Genomic DNA, 20,053 nt, shown 5'->3' with positions numbered 1-20,053 from the left:
CCGCCGGGGGCGCGGCAGTTGCCGCGCCCCCGGTTCCCACTGCCGAGAAGGACGGAAATCATGGCGACAACGACTGAAACCCTGCCCGCGTCCCTTCGCGCGAATGTCGAAAAGGCTCGCCGGATGCTCATCGGCGGCGACTGGGTCGAGGCGAGTTCCGGGCAGAGCCTCGCGGTGCGCGATCCCTCGACCGGCCAGGCGCTGGTCGACGTCCCGGCGGCGGACGCGTCCGATGTGGACCGCGCGGTCTCGGCGGCCCGCGCCGCGCTGACCGGGCCGTGGCGGCTGATGACGCCGCAGGAGCGAGGAAAGCTGTTGTGGCGCTTGGCGGATCTCGTCGAAGCGCGCGCGGACGAGCTGGCCGCGCTCGAAGCGCTGGACGTCGGGATGCCGATCACCGAGGCGCGCTTCGTGGATGTTCCGTTCTCGGTGGAGATCCTCCGCTACTACGCGGGCTGGCCGACGAAGATCACCGGCGACACCATCCCGGTGTCGTTCCCGACGAATTTCGGCGGCCCGTACCACGCGTACACCCGCCGCGAGCCGGTCGGCGTGGTGGGCGCGATCGTGCCTTGGAACCTGCCGTTGATGATGGCGGTCAAGAAACTCGCTCCAGCGCTGGCGACCGGCAACACCATCGTGGTCAAGCCCGCGGAACAGACGCCGTTGTCGATCGCGCTTCTGGCCGAGTTGGTGCTCGAGGCGGGGATTCCCGAGGGCGTCTTCAACTACGTCAGCGGGTACGGCGAGACAGCCGGGGCGGCGCTGGTAGAGCACCTCGGGGTCAACAAGATCACCTTCACCGGATCCGTGGCCACCGGCAAAGCCATCGCGCGGGCGGCGACGGACACGTTGAAGCGGGTTTCTCTTGAACTGGGCGGGAAATCCCCGAATATCATCTTCGGCGACGCCGACCTGCCCGCCGCGATCGCGACCGCCGGGCTGGCGATTTTCTCCTGCCAGGGCGAAAGCTGCGTCGCCGGTTCGCGGCTGTACGCGCACCGCAGCGTGTACGACGACGTCGTGGCGGGCCTGGCCGACCGGGCGCGCAGCATCAAACTCGGCCCGGGACTCGATCCCGCCACCGAGATGGGGCCGATGATCTCGCCCGAGCACCGCGAGAAAGTGCTGGGCTACCTCGGCATCGGGCGGTCCGAAGGCGTCGAGGTCGCGGCAGGCGGGGAAGCCTGGGGCGACCAGGGCTGGTTCGTGCGGCCGACCGTGCTCACGAACGTCGCGCGGGACTCCCGGATCGCGCGCGAGGAGATCTTCGGGCCGGTGCTGACGGTCGTGCCCTTCGACACCGACGAGGAGGTGCTGGACCTGGCCAACGACACCGATTTCGGGCTGGGCGCCGGGGTCTGGACGAAGGACGTCGGACGGGCGCACCAGGTCGCCGCGGCGCTGGAATCGGGGCAGGTCTGGGTGAACTGCTACCAGGCGGTCGACGCCGCGTTGCCGTTCGGCGGGTACAAGCAGTCCGGATGGGGCCGGGAGACCTGCAAGGAGAACCTCGACGAGTACCTGGAGCTGAAGACGGTCGTGGTCGGGCTCTGATGGTTTCCTTCGACTACGTGGTGGTCGGCGGCGGCACGGCCGGATGCGTGCTCGCCGCCCGGCTTTCGGAGAACCCGGACGTTTCGGTGCTGCTGCTCGAAGCGGGCGGCGACGAGCGGCGCCCGGACGTCGAGGACCCGGGCGCGTGGCCGGGCCTGCTCGGCGGCGACGCGGACTGGGGCTGGGAAACCACCGTGCAGGCCGCCACCGGACGAGCTGTCCCGGCCCCGCGCGGCCGCGTGCTCGGCGGGTGCGGCTCGATCAACGTCATGGCGCACCTCCGCGGCTGCCGCGGCGACTTCGACCGCTGGGCCGCCGCGGGCGCGGAAGGCTGGGACTACGCCGGGGTGCTGCCGTATTTCCGGCGTTCCGAGGACGTTCCCCGGGGCGATCCCGCATACCGCGGCCGGGGCGGACCGCTCCGGCCGCGGCCGATCGCCGAGCCGCATCCGCTCAGCCTGGCGCACGTGGAGGCCGCGCGCCGGGCGGGGCACCGCATCGCCGCCGACCTCAACGACGGCGACCTGCTCGGGGCGGGCCTGCACGACCTGCTGATCCAGGACGGACGAAGGCAAAGCGCGGCGACCGCGTACCTGCGGCCCGCGATGGACCGGCCCAACCTGACTGTGCGCACCGGCGCCGAGGTACGGCTGCTGGCCGTCCGGGACGGTCGATGTCTTGGTGTCGAGTACGCCTGGGACGGCGCGCCGGAGTGGGCGGGCGCGGGCGGCGAAGTGCTGCTGTGCGCCGGTGCGGTCGGCTCGCCCCGGCTCCTGATGTTGTCCGGCATCGGTCCGGCGGGCGAGCTGGACGCGCTCGGCGTCGCCGCGTCGGCGGATCTCCCCGGCGTCGGCCGGAACCTTCAGGACCACGTGATGCTGGCCGGGATCAGGATGGCGGCGGAGCGGCCGCTGCCGTCGCCGAGCAGCAACTACGCGGAGGCGACCCTGTTCGCCAAGACCGATTCCGCGCAGGACGGCCCGGAGCTGCAGATCGTGCAGATCCAAGTGGACTACCGCCTGCCGTGGCAGGCACCGGCGGGCAACAGCTTCGCGTTCGGCATCGGCCACATGCGCCCGCGCAGCCGCGGTTCGGTCCGGCTGGCATCCGCCGATCCCGGCGCGCCGCCGCTGATCGATCCCGGGTACCTGCGCGAGGAGTACGACCTCGACCAGCTGATCGCCGGGATCGAGGAAGCGGACCGGCTGGTCAGCACCGGAGCGTTCGACGAATGGGGCGGCGAGGCCCAGACCGGCCGGCTGCTGCGGATGGACCGCGCCGACCTGGAGCGGACGGTGCGCGACGCGGTCGGCAGCTTCTTCCATCTGTCCGGCACCTGCCGGATGGGGACGGACGGCCGTTCCGTGGTCGACCCGGCACTGCGCGTGCACGGCGTCGATCGGCTGCGGGTAGCGGACGCTTCGGTGATGCCGGAAATCGTCTCCTGCAATACCAACGCGGCCGTGGCGATGATCGCGGAGAAGGCCGCGGATCTGGTGCTGGGACGGGAAGAACGCTGAGCACAGCGGCGATTCCGCGCCGGACCGTCGCCAACGGCGCGGTTGTGGGGGACACTACCGGGATGGTCCGCCCGACTGGTGATGGAGACGCCGCCGAGCCGGGGGCGCTGCCACTGGAGCTGACCCGGTTCATCGGGCGGCGGCGGGACCTCGCGCTCGCCCGGCACGCGCTGGAGCGTTCCCGGCTCGTCACGCTCACCGGCACCGGGGGCGTCGGCAAGACCCGGCTGGCGTTCCGGCTCGCGCGCGAAGTGTCCCGGGCGTTCGCAGACGGCGTGCACGTGGTGGCCCTCGCGGACGTGCAGGAGCCCGCGCTGATCGGGCACACCGTGAACACGGCGGTCGGGATCCGCGAGACGTCGGCGCAGTGGCAGCTGGACACGTTGGTCGAGCACCTGCACGACCGGCAGGCGCTGCTGGTGCTCGACAACTGCGAGCATCTGGTCTCCGCCACCGCCGCGCTGGCCGACGCGTTGCTGCGGGCGTGCGGCCGCCTCACCGTGCTGGCCACGAGCCGGGAGGCGCTGAACGTCGCCGGCGAAGCCGTGGTGCCGGTGCCGCCGCTGTCCACTCCGGACCCGGATCAGGCGCTCACCGCGACGGCCGTCGCGCAGAGCGAGGCGGTGACGCTGTTCGCCGACCGCGCCGCCGCCGCGCTGCCCGGATTCGAGGTGACCGCGGAGAACCAGCGGTCGGTCGCCGACCTCTGCCGGCTGCTCGACGGCATCCCGCTGGCGATCGAACTGGCCGCGGTGCGGCTGCGCGTGCTGCCGTTGCCGGAGCTGCTCGCGCGGATGGGGGACCGGTATCGCCTGCTCACCCAGGGCAGCCGGACGGCCCCGGCCCGGCACCAGACGCTGCGGGCGTCGATCGACTGGACCTACGACCTGTGCTCGCCCGCCGAACGCCTGCTCTGGAGCCGGCTCTCGGTGTTCTCCGGAGGATTCGGCCTGGACGCCGCCGAAGCGGTCGCGGCGGGCGGGGAGATCGACCGCACGGCGGTGCTGGACCTGGTGGCGGCGCTGCTCGACAAGTCTGTGCTGACCCGGGTCGCGGACTCCCGCGAACCGCGCTATCAGATGCTCGAGACGATCCGCCAGTACGGCACGGAACGGCTCGCCGGGGCCGAGTCGGCGGAGCTGGACCGGCGGCACCGCGAGTGGTTCGCGGCGCTCGCGGTGCACGCCGACGCGGACTGGCCCGGCCCGCGGCAGGCGGACTGGCTGGAGCGGCTGCGGCGGGAGCACGCGAACCTGCGCGCCGCGCTGAACTCCTGTCTCGCGCACGACGGGCAGAGCGGGCTGCGGCTGGCCTGGGCGGTCGAAAACTATTGGCTCGCCAGGGGATTCCTCAGCGAGGGCAGGCATTGGCTCGGCCAGCTGCTCGACGCGGCGCCCGAGCCGACCGTCGACCGGGGCCGTGCGCTCCGGCTCGCCGCGTGGCTGGCGATCCTGCAAGGCGACCACGACGTCGTGCCCGCGCTGCTGGAGGAGGGCGAACGGATCGCCGCCGGAACGGGGGACGCGCACCTCGCGGTGTTCGTCGCGCAGACCTGGGGCCTGCTCGCGCTGTTCAGCGGGGACCTGGAATTCGCGATCGAACGGCTCGAGGAGTCGGTCGAGGCGTTCGCCGCGCTGGGGAACCGCACCGGGGAGATCCACTCGATGTTCGAGGCGGGCCTGGCCCTGAGCCTGGCGGGGGAGAGCGAGCGGGCCTCGGCGTGGCACGTGCGGTGCCAGGAAACGACCGCGCCGATCGGCGAAGCGTGGTGGCGCTCGTTCTCGTTGTGGGCGTTCGGGGTGGAGAAGTGGCGGCAGAGCGACTACGCGGCCGCGGCCGAACTGGAGCGCGAGAGCTTGCGGCTCAAGCGCCCGCTGGAGGACCAGCTCGGCCACTCGGTGTGCCTGGAAGCGATGTCGTGGATCGCGGCGTCAGAGGGCGACGCCGAACGCGCGGCCCGCCTGCTCGGCGCCGCGGACGCGTTGCTGCGCAAAGTCGGCCTCGCGCTGGAAGGCATCCCGCGGATGTGGGTGTACCACCTTAAAGGCGAGGGAGACGCCCGCCGCCGCGCGACCGAGGGCGCGTTCCGCTCAGCCTACGCGTCCGGCGCAGCGATGTCGGTGGACGCCGCGGTCGCGTACGCGCTGGGCGAGGCGGAACCGGCACCCGCTCCGGAACCGGAACGCGCACCGCTGTCCCGGCGGGAACAGGAGGTGAGCGAACTGGTCGCGAAGGGCATGACGAACCGCGAGATCGCCTCGATGCTGGTGATTTCGGTGCGTACGGCGGAGAAGCATGTGGACAACATCTTGTCGAAGCTGGGACTGGCGAATCGCACCCAGCTCGCCGCACACGTCGCTAGACGGGGTTAGCGGCCTTCCCACACCGGTTTGCGTTTCTCCGCGAAGGCGCGGGAGCCCTCCTGCGCGTCACGGGATTCCCGCACCGGCACAGCGATCTCGTGGGAGTGCGGGAACGCTTCCGCCGCCGGCCAGTCCCGTGCTCGGGTCATGATCTGTTTCGTCGCGCGGACGGCCAGCGGAGCGTTGGCGGCGATCGTCTGAGCCAGCTCCAGCGCGGTGGCCATGGCGTGCCCGGGCTCGGTGAGCCGGTTCACCAGACCGGCTTCCACGGCGCGCTCGGCCGGGATGTGCGCGCCGGTGAGCGCCCATTCCAGTGCCAGAGCGTGCGGGACGCGGTGCGGCAACCGGAGGAGCCCGCCGCCCGCGGCTACGAGGCCGCGCTTCACCTCCGGCAGCCCGAAAACCGCGGTGCGGGACGCGACGATGAGATCGCAGGCCAAGGCGATCTCGAACCCGCCTGCGAGCGCGTAGCCTTCGACGGCGGCGATGATCGGCTTATCCGGCGGCGCTTCGACGATCCCGGCGAATCCGCGCTGCGGCACGATCGGACGCTCTCCGGCCAGGAACGCCTTGAGGTCCATGCCCGCGCTGAACGTGCCGCCCGCTCCGGTGAGGACCGCAGCGCTCAGGTCGGCGCGACTGTCCAATTCGGTCATCGCCGCGGCGATCGCTTCCGCAGCGGGCAGGTCGATCGCGTTGCGGGCGTGCGGTCGGTCGATGGTGACGACGAGGACGGCACCGGCGGTTTCGGTGCGCACGCCGGTCATCGCGGGGCCATCCGGATCGCGCCGTCGAGCCTGATCGTCTCGCCGTTCAGCATCGGGTTGTCGACGATCGCCAGCGCGAGCCGGGCGAATTCCTCCGGGCGGCCGAGCCGGGCCGGATGCGGCACAGTCGCGGCGAGCTTGTCCCGGACCTCCGGGCCGTGCCGGTCGAAGATCGGCGTGTCGAAGATGCCCGGCGCGATCGAGCAGACCCGCACCAGCTTCCGGGCGAGGTCCCGCGCGGCGACGAGCGTCATGCCGACAACCCCGGCTTTCGCCGAGGCGTAGGGGATCTGGCCGATCTGCCCTTCCCACGCGGCGACGGACGCGGTCAGCACGCAGACGCCGCGTTCGCCCTCGACCGGTTCGTTCCGGGCCATCCGGGCGGCGGCCAGGCGGAGCACGTTGAACGTCCCGATCAGGTTCACTTGGACGATTTCCTCGTAGTCCGCCAGCGACCCGGGGCTGCCGTCCTTCTCGACTACCCGCACCGTCGCGCCTTTGCCCGCGCAGTGGACGACCGCTCGCAGCGGCGCGCGCTGTTCGGCGAGATCGAGAGCGGCGTCGACCGCTTCGGGATCGCGCACGTCGGCGGGAGCGAACCGTACGTTCGGCCCGATTTCGGCGGCGATTTCGGCACCGTGCGACGTGGGCCGGTCGAGGATCACGACTTCCGCGCCGCGCTCGGCCAGGTGCCGGGCGGTGGCCCGGCCGAGTCCCGAAGCGCCTCCGGTGACGAGAGTTGAGGCCGTCTTGAGTTCCATGTCCGGGTTCCCTTCAACCGAGCCGTTCGAGGACGGTCGCGTTCGCCATGCCGCCCGCCTCGCACATCGTCTGCAGGCCGAACCTGGCGCCGGTGGCTTCGAGGTGGGCCAGCATCGTGGTCATGAGCCGGGCTCCGGACGCGCCGAGCGGATGCCCGAGCGCGATCGCGCCGCCGCGTGGGTTGAGTTTTTCCGCCGGCACCGGGAATTCGCGGCGCCAAGCCAGCGGGACCGCGGCGAACGCCTCGTTGACCTCGAAGACATCGATGGCTTCCAGGGCGAGCCCGGCCCGGTCGAGCACCCGGTGCGTCGCGGGGATCGGGCCGGTGAGCATCAGTTCCGGATCCGAGCCGCACACCGCCGACGCCACGATGCGGGCTCGCGGACGCAGCCCGAGCGCGGCGGCTTTCTCCTCGCTCATCACCAGCAGTGCGGCCGCGCCGTCGGTGATCTGCGAGGAGTTTCCGGCGGTGACTGACCATTCGACGTGCGGAAAGCGCTGGGCCAGTTCGTCGGTGCGGAACGCGGGGGAGAGGTCAGCCAGCCGCGCCGCCGTCGTTCCGGCACGGATCGATTCGTCTCGGCGCACCAGCGAACCGGATGCGTCGATCGGCACGACCTCTCCGTCGAACGCGCCGCTGCCAGCGGCTTCCGCAGCACGGGCGTGCGACCGGACCGCGTACTCGTCCTGCTCGGCGCGCGACAGCCCCCATTTCGCCGCGACCAGTTCGGCGGCGACGCCTTGCGGTACGAGATCCGGGAGGCGCTCGCGCACCGCCGGGCCGTGCGGGTCCGCTCCCTGGCGGTTCGAGCCGATCGGCACCCGGCTCATCGATTCGACCCCGGCCGCGACCGCGACGTCGTAGAGCCCCGCGGTGACCCCGGCCGCGGCGAACTCCACTGCTTGCTGCCCGGAGCCGCATTTGCGTTCGATCGACACCGCGGGCACCTCGACCGGCCAGCCGGCGGCCAGCACGGCCTGCCTGCCAGGGGTTCCGGCCTGTTCTCCGGACAGGGTCACGCAGCCGACGAGCACGTCGTCGACCTCGCGGGGGTCGAGCCGATTGCGCTGGGCCAGGGCAGCGAGGACCTGGCCCAGCAGATCGGCCGGGTGCAGCGCGGCGAGAGCGCCGGAGGTCTTCCCCCGGCCCATCGGCGAGCGGACAGCGTCAACGATCACGGCTTGCGGCAACGGTTTTCGCCTCTCTTCCGGAGCGGCCTTCGTCTGGGCAACATACCGATCGGTCCGAAGAAGGGGAAGTGATCTGGCTCGCTGGTCGACCCGAACAGGGTGTGCGATGTCAAAGAAAGCTTTGATTGCCAACGTGACAAGGAAGATCTCAAGAGAATCCACCCCGTCATTGACGCCCGTTCGCGACAGACTCTATGGTTCACATACCAACTAGTCGGAATCTGCGGGAGCCGAGATGCATACGGGACTGACCCTGGTCTTCCAGAATCTGGGGCGCCGGCGCGCCGACGGCGACGTCTACGCGCACGAGCTGCGCTACGCGGCGAGGGCCGAGGAGCTGGGCTTCGACTCGGTGTGGACGCCGGAGCACCACTTCACCGACTACCAGCTGACGCCGAACGTGCCGCAGTTCCTGTCCTGGGTCGCCGGGCAGACCAGCAGGCTGCGGCTCGGCACGATGGTGTCGGTGCTGCCGTGGCACGACCCGATCCGCGTCGCGGAGAGCTTCACCATGCTGGACCACCTTTCCGGCGGCCGGTCGCTGCTGGGCATCGGGCGCGGCCTCGGCCGGGCGGAGTTCGACGGCTTCCAGGTCGAAATGGGCAAGTCGCGGAAGCTGTTCACCGAGTACACCGAGGCGATCACGAGTGCGCTGGAGACCGGTGTCCTGGAGTACGGGGGAGAGGTCTACACCCAGCCGCGGGTGGACATCCGGCCGGAGCCGCGCGGGTCGTTCCGCGGCCGGACGTTCGCCTCGGCGGTGTCGCCCGAGTCGATCGACCTGATGGCGCGGCTGGGCATCGGCTTGCTGGTCATCGCGCAGAAGCCGTGGGAGACCGTGCGGGCTGAGCTGGCCGCCTACCGCAAGCGGTTCTACGAGATCAACGGCCGCGAGGCGCCGAAACCGGTGATCTGCGTGTTCGCCGGGGTGGCGGCGACCGAGCGGGAAGCCCAGGAGCTGCGCGACGTGTATCTGCAGCGGTACGCCCTTTCCACGGTCGAGCACTACGAATTCGACAATGTGGGCTTCGCGGAGATCGAGGGCTACGAGTACTACGCGGGCCTCAGCCGCAACATCGCCCGGCACGGCATCGACAAGTTCAGCGGGTTCCTCGCCGATCTGCAGGTCTGGGGGACGCCGGAGCAGGTGGTCGAAAAGCTGCTCGGCTACGTCGAATTCCTCGACGCGGGGGCGGTTCTTCTCGTCCCGGCTTACGGCGGGATGCCGGTCGAGGTCGCGGACGCCAACTTCGACCTGATCGCCCGGGAGGTGCTGCCCGCGCTCAAGGCGCACGACGTCGGCGGCGACATCGGGGTCGGCTACGCCGACGAGCCGGTCCGGGACGAGGCGCAGGCGGCGTTCGGCTGAGCGGGACGCCCGGCGCGCGGGCCCCGGGATCCCCTGGTCAGTGGTTACCGTCTGCTACAGTCTGAACGGTCGGTATCCACAACCCGCCCGGGTTGGCCAGATGAGGAGCACGGGATGGCTGCCGCTCAGGCGCGCACCGGAAAGCGCGCGGCCGCACAGAGCCGGGCCAGGGCGCCCCGCGATCCGGAGGCCACCCGGAAAGCGCTCGTCGACGCCTCGCTGAAGCTGTTCGAACGGGACGGATTCCACGCCACTTCGGTGCAGAAGATCGTCGACGAAGCACGGCTCACCAAGGGCGCGTTCTACTACCATTACGAGACCAAAGAAGACGTCCTGCACGAAATCCACGACCAGTTCATCGATTTCCAGCTCAAACGGCTGCATTCGGTGCTGGACGAGGGCGGCGAGCCGGACGAGGTGCTGCGCCGGATCATGACCGACGTGCTGATCGAGCCGATCAGCATCTACCGGTCCGAGATCTCCATTTTCATGCAGGAGCACCGGTTTCTGTCCAGCAAGACCTTCGCCTCGATCGGGCGCAAGCGCGACGAGTTCGAGCAGCTCGTCACGCAGGTGATCGAGCAGGGGATCGAGGCGGGCGCGTTCAAGCCGGTCGCCACCCCCCGGGTGCTGGCGTTCGCGGTCATCGGCGTGGCGGCGTGGGCGCACACCTGGCTCGACCCGCGCGGCGCGATGACGCCTCGGCAGATCGGCGAGGCTTTCGGCGAAATCGTGGTCGACGGCTTGCGTCAAGGATCGTTGCCGAAGGGCAAGAAGCGGGCCTGAAGGCCTGGTCGCTGCGGGCAGTTTCCCTTGTGGTTGACGGGAAGAAGCCTCGCGGCTACCTTCAATACCAACTAGTCGGATTGTTCAATCCGCTGCCTCGAACAGGACGGTGCTCATGACCCCGCCCAGGCTGGTGCCCCCGCCGTCCGGAGACGGTCGTTCGCAGCGGGACCTGCGTGCCGAAGTCAGGGAGTTCCTCGCCGCGCGGCCGGACCGGCCGCGGGTCGATTCGTGGCTGACCGGCTGGGACGAGGAGTTCACCCGGGCGTTGGCGGCCAAGGGCTGGCTCGGGATGACTGTCCCGCCCGAGTACGGCGGGCACGGGCGCAGCCATCTGGAGCGGTTCGTGGTGACCGAGGAGCTGCTCGCGGCGGGCGCGCCGGTCGCGGCGCACTGGATCGCGGACCGGCAGATCGTCCCGTCGCTGCTGAAGTACGGCACTGAGGAACAGAAACGCCGCTATCTGCCCGCGATCGCGCGCGGCGAGTGCTTCTTCGGGATCGGGATGAGCGAGCCGGATTCCGGCTCGGACCTCGCGAGCGCGCGAACGAAGGCGGAGCGTGCCGACGGCGGGTGGCGGATCACCGGGACGAAGGTGTGGACGTCCGGCGCGCACCGTGCGGACGCGTTCATCTGTCTCGCTCGCAGCAGCCCCCGGGACCCGGAACACCGGCACGCCGGGCTCAGCCAGTTCATCGTGGACCTGCGGTCGCCGGGCGTCGAGATCCGGCCGATCCTCTCCATGAACGGCGAGCACCACTTCAACGAGGTTCACCTCGACGAGGTGTTCGTCCCGGACGGGCTGGTGTTCGGCACGATCGGCGACGGCTGGCAGCAGGTGACCTCGGAACTGGCCTACGAGCGCAGCGGTCCGGAGCGGTTCCTGTCCACCTTCCCGCTGCTGGCCGAGACCGCCGAGCAGATGCGAGCCGGCGCCGTGCCGCGGCGGCCGGACCTCGGCCGGTATGTCGCTCGGCTGACCGGGCTGCACCAGATGTCGCTGGCCGTCGCGGGTGCGCTCGAACGGGGCGAGCCCGCCGACACCGCGGCAGCGGTGGTGAAAGTGCTCGGCACCACGACCGAGGGCGACATCGCCGACTTCGCCGATCTGCTCGTCGAGCCGGATTCGCCGCCGGAGTTCCGTGAATTGGTCGACGAGGCTGTGGTCCAACGTCCCGGGTTCACCCTGCGCGGCGGGACGAACGAGGTATTGCGCGGCGTGATCGCGCGCGGATTGGGGATGCGCTGATGGCGGTGGACAAGTCCGTGGCGGAGCTGATGGCGACGGTGTTCGCGGATTACCGGGCCGAGTACGCCGAACCGGTGCCGGGCGATCCGGGGCTGTGGCGCACGCTGGAGGAGCTTGGTCTCGTCCGGTTGACCGGCAGCGCATCGCGCGGCGGCAGCGGAGCCGGGTGGCCGGAGGCTGCCGAACTGCTGCGGGCAGCGGCCTCGCACGGGGTGCGGGCACCGCTGGCCGAACACGATCTGCTGGCGTGCTGGCTGCTGGACGAGGTCGGCATCGAGCCGGACGGAGCGCGGCGCACGGTCTGCCTGCTTGACGACGATGCCACGGCGGCCGCCGTCCCGTGGCTCTCGCACTGCGACCGCGCGGTGCTGGCGTGGCGGCGCGGCGGAAAATGGCGCGTCACCGATGCCGCCGTGGCCAACCTGACCGTCGAACCGGGCCAGAACCTCGCCGGGGAGCCGCGCGACCGGGTGACGGCTGACCTCGGGATCTTCCCCGGAGTGTCCGCGCCGGACGAACTGATCGACCGACTCCTGCTCCGCGGTGCGCTCGTGCGTGCGGTCCAGGTCTGCGCGGTGCTGGACCGGATTGTCGAGCTGACCGTGCAGCACGCGAGTGAGCGCACCCAATTCGGTCGTCCGCTGACGAAGTTCCAAGCGGTGCAGCACCTTGTCGTCGATGCCGCGGCGGAAGCCGGACTGGCGCGGGCCGCGACCGACGCCGCGTTGACCGAGGCCGTGCGTACCGGATGGGCTGACCCACGGCTGGAATTCCGTGTCGCCGCTGCTCGTTCGTGCGCCGGACACGCGGTGTCCACTGTGGTGCGGAACGCGCATCAAGTGCACGGCGCGATCGGGACGACCCGTGAGCACCAATTGCACGAGTTCACCGCCGCGGCTCTGGCGTGGCGCTCGGAATTCGGGTCCGTCCGGCATTGGGACGAACTGCTCACCGACCTCGCGACGGGAGCCGGGCGGCGCGAGCTGTGGCCGCTCGTGTGCTCGTGACCGGCGAAAGGACCTCCGCATGGCTGACCTCGAGTACACAGTGGACGACGGGATCGCCACGATCCTGCTGAACCGCCCGCACCGCAAGAACGCCTTCACGCTCGCGATGCTCGACGCCTGGGCCGAAGCGCTCCGGTCCGCGCACGCTGACCCCGCCGTGCGCGTCGTCCTGGTCACCGGTGCGGGAGACGCGTTCTGCGCGGGCGTCGATCTGGACGACTTCGCCGAGATCACCTCGACCCTGGCACGGCAGGAAGTGCTCACCCAGCGCGTGCACTGGGTCGCTGCCGCAGCGCTGGAACTCGACAAGCCGTTGATCGCGGCCGTCGACGGGGTCGCGGTGGGGGCGGGCATGGACATGGCGCTCGCGTGCGACATCCGGCTGGCTTCCGACCGGGCGAGGTTCTCCGAGGCGTATGTGCGCGTCGGGCTGATACCCGGGGACGGCGGCGCGCATCTGCTGCCCCGGATCGTCGGCCGGGCACGGGCGCTGGAGCTGTTGTGGACGGGCCGGTTCGTCGAGGCGGACGAGGCGCTGGAGCTGGGTTTGGTGCTGTCCGTGCACAGTCCGGAGGCGCTGGCCGAGGAGGCGGCGCGGCTGTGCCGGCGGCTGGCGGACGGGCCGCCGGTGGCGATCCGGGCGATCAAGCGCCTGGTGCGCGACGGCGAGCACCTCGACTTCCGGACCTCGCTGTCGATGGTCGCGGCGGAGCAGGCGGTAGTGCAGTCCACTCAGGACTCTGCGGAGGCGATGGCCGCGTTCCGCGAGAAGCGGAAGCCGCGTTTCGTCGGCGCGTAGAGGGAAGGGGCACGATGACGTCGGACGACCAGGCACTGGGGCCGGAAGACTACGAACGGGCCGCGCAGCTGTGGCCGAGCGAGCTGCTGAAGCGAGCCACGAACCTGCTGATCGTTCCGACCTGGCTGCCAGGGGAAGACCGGTTCTGGTTCCGGCACGAGCACCGCGCGGGCCACGAGTTCCTGCTGGTCGACGCTGCGACCGGCGCACGCGGTCCGGCATTCGACCACGAACTGGCGGCGCGGGCGCTGGGCGCGGATCCGGCGCGGTTGCCGGTCGCGGGGGTCGAGTACGACGGGGATTCCGTCATCGTCTCCGTCGACGGCACCCGGCTGCGGATCGACCCCCGCGACGGCAGCAGCACCGAACTGCCGGTCCCGGACCCGAACGGTTTCCTCGGCCCGCGTGGCGAAGAACTGTTCGTTCGGGACCACAACCTCTGGGTTCGCACCCCGTCCGGCACCGAACGGCAGTTGACCACCGACGGCGAGGAGCACTACGGCTGGGCGGAGGCCCCGGATGCCTCCGACGACCGGATTGACCGCGACCGCACCGGCCGGCCGCCCGGCGCGATCGGCTGCTTCTGGAACCCCGACGGGACCCGTGCGCTCGTGCCGCGCGTCGACGAACGCGCGGTGACGGCGTACCCGTTCGTCGAGAACATCCCGCAAGACGGCGACGTGCTGCCCAAGGTGCGTTATGTGCGCGGGAAAATGAGCGGCGACGCCGAGGACTCCCGGTGGGAGTGGTATCTGCTCGACGTGGCGGACGGTTCGCGCGTGCGCGTCGGTTCGCTTCCCGGAGAACTGCGGATTCTTCCTTGGCACGCGTGGTGGACCGCGCGCGGCACGATCGTCGCGCTGGCGTCCACGACCGCGCAGGACCAGGCCGCGGTCGTCGAGATCGACGCCGCGACCGGCGCGGTGCGCGTCGTCTGCCTCGAGTACGACCACATGTTCCGGTTCAACAACGTGTGGTTCCATGACGACAACGTCCGGTATCTGCCCGAGCGGCACGAACTGCTCTGGTTCACCTTCGCTTCCGGCTGGCCGCATCTGTGGCTGATCGACCTCGCGACGGGCGCGGCGCGGCAGGTGACCGACGGCGACTGGGTCGTCCAAGACGTCGTCCGCACGGTCGGCCGCCAGGTCTTCTTCACCGCGGGCGGCGTCGAGCCCGGCCGGAACCCTTACCTGCGCGCGCTGTACCGCGTCGACCTGGACGGTACGGAACCCAACGCCGGATTGAAGTGCCTGACGCCGGAGGACGCCGACCACGCGTTCCCGGCCGTTCCGTTCGGCACTGTGATCCGGGACAGCGGACAGCGCGCGGATCTCCGTTCTTGCGTGGCCCCGTCGGGAAAGTACTTCGTGGACAACATCTCCCGCGTAGATCTGCCGCCGGTGATCATGCTCCGCGACGCCGACGGCAAGGACGTCTGCGAACTCGCGCGCGCCGACACCAGCGGGCTGGACGAGATCGGCTGGACGCCTCCCGAGGTGTTCCGTGCCAAGGCCGCCGACGGCGAGACCGACGTCTGGGGCGTGCTCGTCAAGCCACGCCGGTTCGCCGAACGGGACAGCTGGCCGGTGCTGGAGCGCATCTATGGCGGTCACCAGGTGCTGGCGCAGCCGCGCAGCTTCCTCGAAGGCCTCAACGGCATGTTCATGTTCGGCCTGCACTCGCTGGCCGAGATGGGCTTCGCCGTCGTTCTGCTCGACGGCCCCGGCACGCCGATCCGCTCGCGGGCGTTCCGCGACCTGACCTGGGGCGAGCGCGACCGGTTCGGGATCAAGCACCACCGCGCAGCGATCGAAGACGCCGCCCGCACCCGGCCCTGGATGGACCTGACACGCGTAGGCGTGAGCGGGCATTCCTCCGGCGGCTACGGCACGGTGATGGCGATGCTGCTCGAACCGGACTTCTACGCGGTCGGTTTCGCCAGCTCGCCAGCTCTCGACCCGAGCGTGTCCTCGGCTTACGTCCCCGAACCGCACTTCGGCAAACCCGACTACGGCGACGGCCGCTCCGCGAGACGGAGCCCGGACGAGATTGCGCCGAATTACGCGCGCCTGTCGCCGAGCACCTACGCGGCACGGCTGTCCGGGCGACTGGCGATCGTCTACGGCGATCTTGACGAACAGGTCGAACCCTCCGGGGTGCTGCGGTTCACGGCTGCGCTGATCGACGCGGGCAAGGACTTCGACGTGCTGCCGCTGCCCGGCCGCGACCATCACTACACGACTGAGCCGTACTACCAGAAGCGGTTGTGGGACTACTTCGTCGAGCACGTGCAAGGCCGTGCACCGCTTCGGCACCACCAGTTGGACGTCTCTCCCGGCGAACGCCTGCACGTCACCTGAGCCGGGAATCATCCGAAACTCCGAGCAGGAGGAGAAATGCCCGAGTCGATTCGACAGCTCAAGTCCGATACCGAGAAGGCGGAGGTGCTGCGGGGGCCGTTCGATCCCGGCGGCCAGCCCGACCTCTCCGGCGACCATCCGCTGCATCTGTCCCTGTTCGCCTGGAACGTGCGGTCGGGCCTGTCGGCCACCAAAGCGGTGCTGAGCGACCCGGCGCGGCTGCGGGATTTCTGGGAATGGCCATCGGCCTCGAAGCTGCTGAAAGGGGCCGAGGCCGCGGGCTTCGACAGCCAGCTGCAATACGGGATGTGGAGCGGGTTCGGCGGCGAGATCGGCTGGAACGACTCGGCGCTGGACTTCGCCACCGCGCCCGCCGCCGCGGCGGCGATCACCGAACGTCTCGGCCTGCTGACGACCTTCCACGTCGGCTACGGCGTCCATCCGCTCTGGCTCGCGAAGATCACCTCGGCCACCGACCACGTCGCCGGCGGGCGGCTGGGCGTCAACATCATCGCGTCCACGAACGCCAACGACTACGCGCAGTTCGGCATCGGCGACAAGCCGTCCCGCGAGCAGAAGTACGAAATCGCCGACGAGTTCACCACGCTGCTGAAGTACCTGTGGACCTCCGACCACCCGATCGACTTCGAAGGCAAGTACTTCCAGGCCTACGGGGCCCAGGTGAGCCCGCGACCGAAGTCCTCGCCGCGTCCGCTGCTGATGAGCGCGGCACAGTCGGACATCGGGTTCGACTACGCCGCCCGGCAATGCGATCTGATGTTCATCGCGAGCAACGTCACCGGCGGCAGCCTGGACGAGTACCGCACCAAGGCGGAGAAGATCCACGCCGCGGCGGCGCAATACGGGCGCAAGATCCGGATCTGCGCGATGTGTTACGTGGTTATGGAGGAGACGGACGCCGAGGCGGAGAAGAAGGTCCGCTGGATGGCTGAGGAGATCGACCGCGAGGCGCTGCGGAATCACATCATCCGCACCGGGCTCGGTCCCGAGGCCGATCTCGAAGACCGGTACCTGGGCCTGGGGGAGGACCGCTACACGCAGTTCGGCCTCGGCATGCACGGCTACCAGCTGTTCGGTTCCTACGACACGGTCGCGGACAAACTGGCGGGCCTGCACGAAGCGGGGGTCGGGCAGGTCGCGCTGTGCTTCTTCGATCCGCACCGGGGCGTCGAGCAGATGCGGGACCACCTGATGCCGCGGCTGCGCGAACGCGGGCTGCGCAACGACTGACCGGAGGGTCGTGAAGGACCCCTTGAAGGAATCCCGGCAATGCCAGGGAGCTGAGCGGTGTGCCCTCCCCGGCTGCTGATCGTCCACAAAGGACGCCAAGCCCGACGAAACGCCCGATCCGCCACCATTTAACTGGTTCTTGTTGTCCGTGAGGGGAACCCTGAGGGAATCAGATTCCCTCAGGGTTCCCCTCACGGACAACGACCCCGCGCACGGCCGGGAGCTAGGGCGCAAGCAGGAACTTCTCCACCGCGTCCGCGGTTTCGTCGAACGCCGTGGTCAGGATCTGGTGCAGCCCGGGCACCTCGACGATCTGCTCCAGGTACGGCCGGTAAGCCTCAAGCTGTTCCGGGGTGACCAGACCGAACGCGGGCGCGTACAGGAGCATCGCCGGGACACGGAGCGTTTCCGGCGGCGGCGCCGGCGCGGCGAACTCGCTGAAGATGGACACGACGGCCGCCTGGCTGGTGCGCCGCTTGAGCCGCCCGTCCGGGAGGGTGTCGAACTCGTCGGCCAGCTCCGCCTTGAACTTCTCGACGTCGACATCCGGGCCGAGGTTTTCGCGGCTGGCGACGAACTGTTCGAACGAATCCCATTCCCCGCCGGTCAATTCCTGTTCGGCGCGGTGCCTTGCCAGCTCGGCCGGGATCCGCACGACCGGTTCCAGCAGCGCGAGCCGCCGGATCCGCTCGGGGGCGCGGGCCGCGAGGTCGAGCATCAGCCTGCCGCCGAAGGACCGGCCGATCCAGTCCGGCCGGTCGAGCCCCAGTGCGTCGACCGATTCGAGCAGGTCGTCCACGTAGGTGGCGTGCGTCCACGGCGGTTCCCATCCGGAGCGGCCGTGCCCGCGCAGATCGAACGCGATGATCCGGAACCGTTTTCCCCAGCGCTCGTCGACGACCTTGCGCCAGCTCCCGGCGTGCGAGCCCACGCCGTGCACCAGGACGACCGGCGCGCCGTCGGGATTTCCCCATTCGTAGGTTTCCAGCAGCATGCAGAGCCCTTCCTCGTCGCCAGTGCCGGGCGGTCACGCCGCAGCGGTGACCTCGACCTGGATCCGGCAGTCGCCGGCCAGTCCCAGCAGGACCGTGCAGCGGGCGGGCAAATCCTGGGAGGCGAAGATTTCCCGGTACGCTTGTTCGAATTCCTCGAGGTAGGACTCGTCGCGCACGTACGTCGTCGTCTTGACGATGTCCTTCACGGACAGTCCGGCGGCATCGAGTTGCTTCCCGATGCGCTGGAAGACCACCGCTGTCTCACCGGCGATCGTGGCGGCCTCCGGTACCCGGCGCATGGTCGCGACGTCGATCGCGAGGCTGGACGCGTAGACGAAAGGCGCGACCGGAGCGGCATCCGATTGTGCGGCAACGACATCGATCGCCACGCGGCCTCCGCCGGGGACTCCGGCGGCCAGGATCGTCAGCACCGCACGGCAATCGGGTCCTAGCGCCGCGCGATACGCGGCTGCGACATCGTCGTGAAGGGCCTCGTCGGCGATCCAGATGTTCGCCTTGACGACGTCCGCCAGCCCGCGTCCGGCCGAAGCGAGCGTCGCGGCGATTTTCTCGACACAGGCGCGGGTTTCGTCCGCGGTCGTGCCTGGGTGCGGGCCGCTCGCGGAGGCGAAGACGAAACCGCTGCTCGCCGCGCCTGAGGCTGGGGGAGTGAGGAATTGCGTCACGATCGGGCTCCTTGCCGGGTCGTCGGGAGGACCGCCCGGGCAAACGGCGGCGGGCACGTCCTTGCCCCGCACCCTATGCAACCGACCGGACGGTATGCAAGGCTTGCGGAGCGGCCTTGACTTCGAGCGTGTCGCCTCTCTAACTTCATACCGACTAGTCGGAACTAGCTTCGTCAGCCAGACAGGGCGGTCTCCATGCACACGGGTCTTTCACTGATCTTCCAGAATCTCGGGCGAAGCCGGAGCGACGCCGAGGTCTACCGGCACGAGACGCGCTACGCCCTGGAGGCGGAGGCGGCGGGCTTCGACTCGGTGTGGACTCCGGAACACCACTTCACCGACTACGACATGACTCCGAACGTCCCCCAGTTCCTCTCGTGGCTGGCCGGGCAGACGTCGCGGCTGCGCCTGGGCACGATGGTGTCGGTGCTGCCGTGGAACGACCCGGTCCGGGTCGCGGAAAGCTTCACCCTGCTCGACCATCTCTCCGGCGGCCGGTCGCTGCTCGGCATCGGGCGCGGGCTCGGCCGGACGGAGTTCGAGGGTCTCCGGGTCGAGATGGGGCATTCGCGCCGGCTGTTCACCGAGTACGCCGAAGCGGTCACCGCCGGGCTCGAAACCGGGGTGATGGAGTACGACGGGGAGCTGTACCGGCAGCCGCGCGTCGAGATCCGGCCCGAGCCGTACGCGAGCTTCCGCGGTCGGACCTTCGCCTCGGCGATCTCCCCGGAATCGATCGACCTGGTCGCCCGGCTCGGCGTCGGCATCATGGTGATCGCGCAGAAGCCGTGGCACACCGTCGAGCGGGAACTGGAGAACTACCGGCGCCGGTTCGTCGAGATCAACGGGACGCAGCCGCCCAAGCCGATTATCGCGTTGTTCGTCGGCGCGGCGCCCACGGAGGAGAAGGCGCAGCACATTCGCGAGCATTATCTGCAGAATTACGCGCTTTCGACGGTGAAGCACTACGAGTTCGACAATGTCGGTTTCGCCGACATCGAGGGCTACGAGTACTACGCGGGGCTGAGCCGCAACATCGCCAAACACGGCATCGAGGGCTTCAGCAGCTTCCTCGCCGATCTGCAGGTGTGGGGAACGCCGGACCAGGTCACGGCGCAAGTGCTCGAATACGTGGACCGGCTGAACGCGGGCGGGGTCCTGATGGTCCCGGCCTACGGCGGCATGCCGGAAGACATCGCCGACGCCAATTTCTCGCTCCTTTCCAAAGAGGTGCTGCCCGCGCTGAAGGAGTACGACGTCGGCGGCGATCTGGGGGTCACCTACGACATGGGGCCGCCGCGCGAAACCGCCGCGGCGGCCGACGAAGAAGACGAGGGCGCGCCCGGCATCGGATTGCTGCCGTGAGCGCGGGAAATGAACCCAACACC

General features: G+C 70.0%; 16 protein-coding genes. 11 read left to right on the top strand and 5 right to left on the bottom strand.

The genetic code is table 11. The features are described 5' to 3' along the window. Positions 1–60: 60 nt before the first annotated feature. The 3 genes from ABZX37_RS21320 (at position 61) to ABZX37_RS21310 (ending at position 5,449) form a co-directional block, all read left to right on the top strand. Positions 61–1,557, top strand: a complete 1,497-nt coding sequence (locus tag ABZX37_RS21320; RefSeq protein ID WP_354741964.1) for an aldehyde dehydrogenase family protein — start codon at positions 61–63, stop codon at positions 1,555–1,557. Next, entirely contained in the window at positions 1,557–3,077 is a 1,521-nt protein-coding gene (locus ABZX37_RS21315) for a GMC family oxidoreductase N-terminal domain-containing protein (protein ID WP_354741962.1), read from the top strand. Before ABZX37_RS21320 ends, ABZX37_RS21315 begins: the two co-directional genes overlap by 1 nt. A 62-nt stretch (positions 3,078–3,139) precedes the next feature. Continuing rightward, positions 3,140–5,449, top strand: coding sequence for a LuxR C-terminal-related transcriptional regulator (locus tag ABZX37_RS21310; RefSeq protein WP_354741960.1), 2,310 nt, complete (start codon positions 3,140–3,142; stop codon positions 5,447–5,449). Here ABZX37_RS21310 and ABZX37_RS21305 read toward each other — a convergent pair. From ABZX37_RS21305 to ABZX37_RS21295, 3 genes are read right to left on the bottom strand one after another with little or no spacing between them, the layout of a single operon-like run. Then, positions 5,446–6,207, bottom strand: a complete 762-nt coding sequence (locus ABZX37_RS21305) for a crotonase/enoyl-CoA hydratase family protein (RefSeq protein ID WP_354741958.1) — start codon at positions 6,205–6,207, stop codon at positions 5,446–5,448. The two genes, ABZX37_RS21310 and ABZX37_RS21305, sit on opposite strands and share 4 nt — an antisense overlap. Next, the gene (locus ABZX37_RS21300; protein ID WP_354741956.1) at positions 6,204–6,968 is read right to left on the bottom strand and encodes an SDR family NAD(P)-dependent oxidoreductase; all 765 of its coding nucleotides are present in this window, start codon (positions 6,966–6,968) and stop codon (positions 6,204–6,206) included. The genes ABZX37_RS21305 and ABZX37_RS21300 overlap by 4 nt, the downstream gene beginning before the upstream one ends. A gap of 13 nt (positions 6,969–6,981) precedes the next feature. Then, positions 6,982–8,160: a thiolase family protein gene (locus tag ABZX37_RS21295; protein ID WP_354741954.1), complete on the bottom strand. Its 1,179-nt coding sequence runs from the start codon at positions 8,158–8,160 to the stop codon at positions 6,982–6,984. 235 nt (positions 8,161–8,395) lie between these two features. Between ABZX37_RS21295 and ABZX37_RS21290 the strand changes: the two genes are divergently transcribed. The 7 genes from ABZX37_RS21290 to ABZX37_RS21260 all read left to right on the top strand — a co-directional run bounded on the left by ABZX37_RS21290 (position 8,396) and on the right by ABZX37_RS21260 (position 16,984). Further along, positions 8,396–9,529 (top strand): LLM class flavin-dependent oxidoreductase, encoded by a 1,134-nt coding sequence (locus ABZX37_RS21290; RefSeq protein WP_354741952.1) that lies wholly within the window; start codon positions 8,396–8,398, stop codon positions 9,527–9,529. Between the two features lie 114 nt (positions 9,530–9,643). Next, a complete protein-coding gene (locus ABZX37_RS21285) occupies positions 9,644–10,315 on the top strand; it encodes a TetR/AcrR family transcriptional regulator (RefSeq protein ID WP_354741950.1) in 672 nt (223 codons plus the stop codon). A 115-nt stretch (positions 10,316–10,430) separates the two neighbouring features. Next, positions 10,431–11,564, top strand: a complete 1,134-nt coding sequence (locus tag ABZX37_RS21280) for an acyl-CoA dehydrogenase family protein (RefSeq protein WP_354741948.1) — start codon at positions 10,431–10,433, stop codon at positions 11,562–11,564. Further along, positions 11,564–12,571 carry an acyl-CoA dehydrogenase family protein gene (locus ABZX37_RS21275; protein ID WP_354741946.1) on the top strand — a complete coding sequence of 336 codons (1,008 nt, stop codon included), beginning with the start codon at positions 11,564–11,566 and terminating at the stop codon, positions 12,569–12,571. The genes ABZX37_RS21280 and ABZX37_RS21275 overlap by 1 nt, the downstream gene beginning before the upstream one ends. 19 nt (positions 12,572–12,590) lie before the next feature. Then, on the top strand, positions 12,591–13,370 hold the full coding sequence (locus ABZX37_RS21270; protein ID WP_354741944.1) for an enoyl-CoA hydratase-related protein: 780 nt from the start codon (positions 12,591–12,593) through the stop codon (positions 13,368–13,370). 14 nt (positions 13,371–13,384) lie between these two features. Then, positions 13,385–15,733 (top strand): DPP IV N-terminal domain-containing protein, encoded by a 2,349-nt coding sequence (locus ABZX37_RS21265; RefSeq protein ID WP_354741943.1) that lies wholly within the window; start codon positions 13,385–13,387, stop codon positions 15,731–15,733. A 36-nt stretch (positions 15,734–15,769) separates the two neighbouring features. Then, the gene (locus ABZX37_RS21260) at positions 15,770–16,984 is read left to right on the top strand and encodes an LLM class flavin-dependent oxidoreductase (protein WP_354741941.1); all 1,215 of its coding nucleotides are present in this window, start codon (positions 15,770–15,772) and stop codon (positions 16,982–16,984) included. 223 nt (positions 16,985–17,207) lie between these two features. On the opposite strand, the gene ABZX37_RS21255 is transcribed toward ABZX37_RS21260, so the two are convergent. After that, positions 17,208–17,978 carry an alpha/beta hydrolase gene (locus ABZX37_RS21255; protein ID WP_354741939.1) on the bottom strand — a complete coding sequence of 257 codons (771 nt, stop codon included), beginning with the start codon at positions 17,976–17,978 and terminating at the stop codon, positions 17,208–17,210. 33 nt (positions 17,979–18,011) lie between these two features. Then, positions 18,012–18,665, bottom strand: coding sequence for a Rid family hydrolase (locus tag ABZX37_RS21250; RefSeq protein ID WP_354741937.1), 654 nt, complete (start codon positions 18,663–18,665; stop codon positions 18,012–18,014). A 195-nt stretch (positions 18,666–18,860) separates the two neighbouring features. On the opposite strand from ABZX37_RS21250, the gene ABZX37_RS21245 reads away from it, so the two are divergent. After that, entirely contained in the window at positions 18,861–20,030 is a 1,170-nt protein-coding gene (locus tag ABZX37_RS21245; RefSeq protein WP_354741935.1) for an LLM class flavin-dependent oxidoreductase, read from the top strand. The last annotated feature ends 23 nt before the right edge of the window (positions 20,031–20,053 follow it).

It is taken from the genome of Amycolatopsis sp. NPDC004079 (genome assembly GCF_040610415.1).
Lineage (GTDB): Bacteria > Actinomycetota > Actinomycetes > Mycobacteriales > Pseudonocardiaceae > Amycolatopsis > Amycolatopsis halotolerans.
This window is presented reverse-complemented; position numbering and strand designations above follow the sequence as displayed.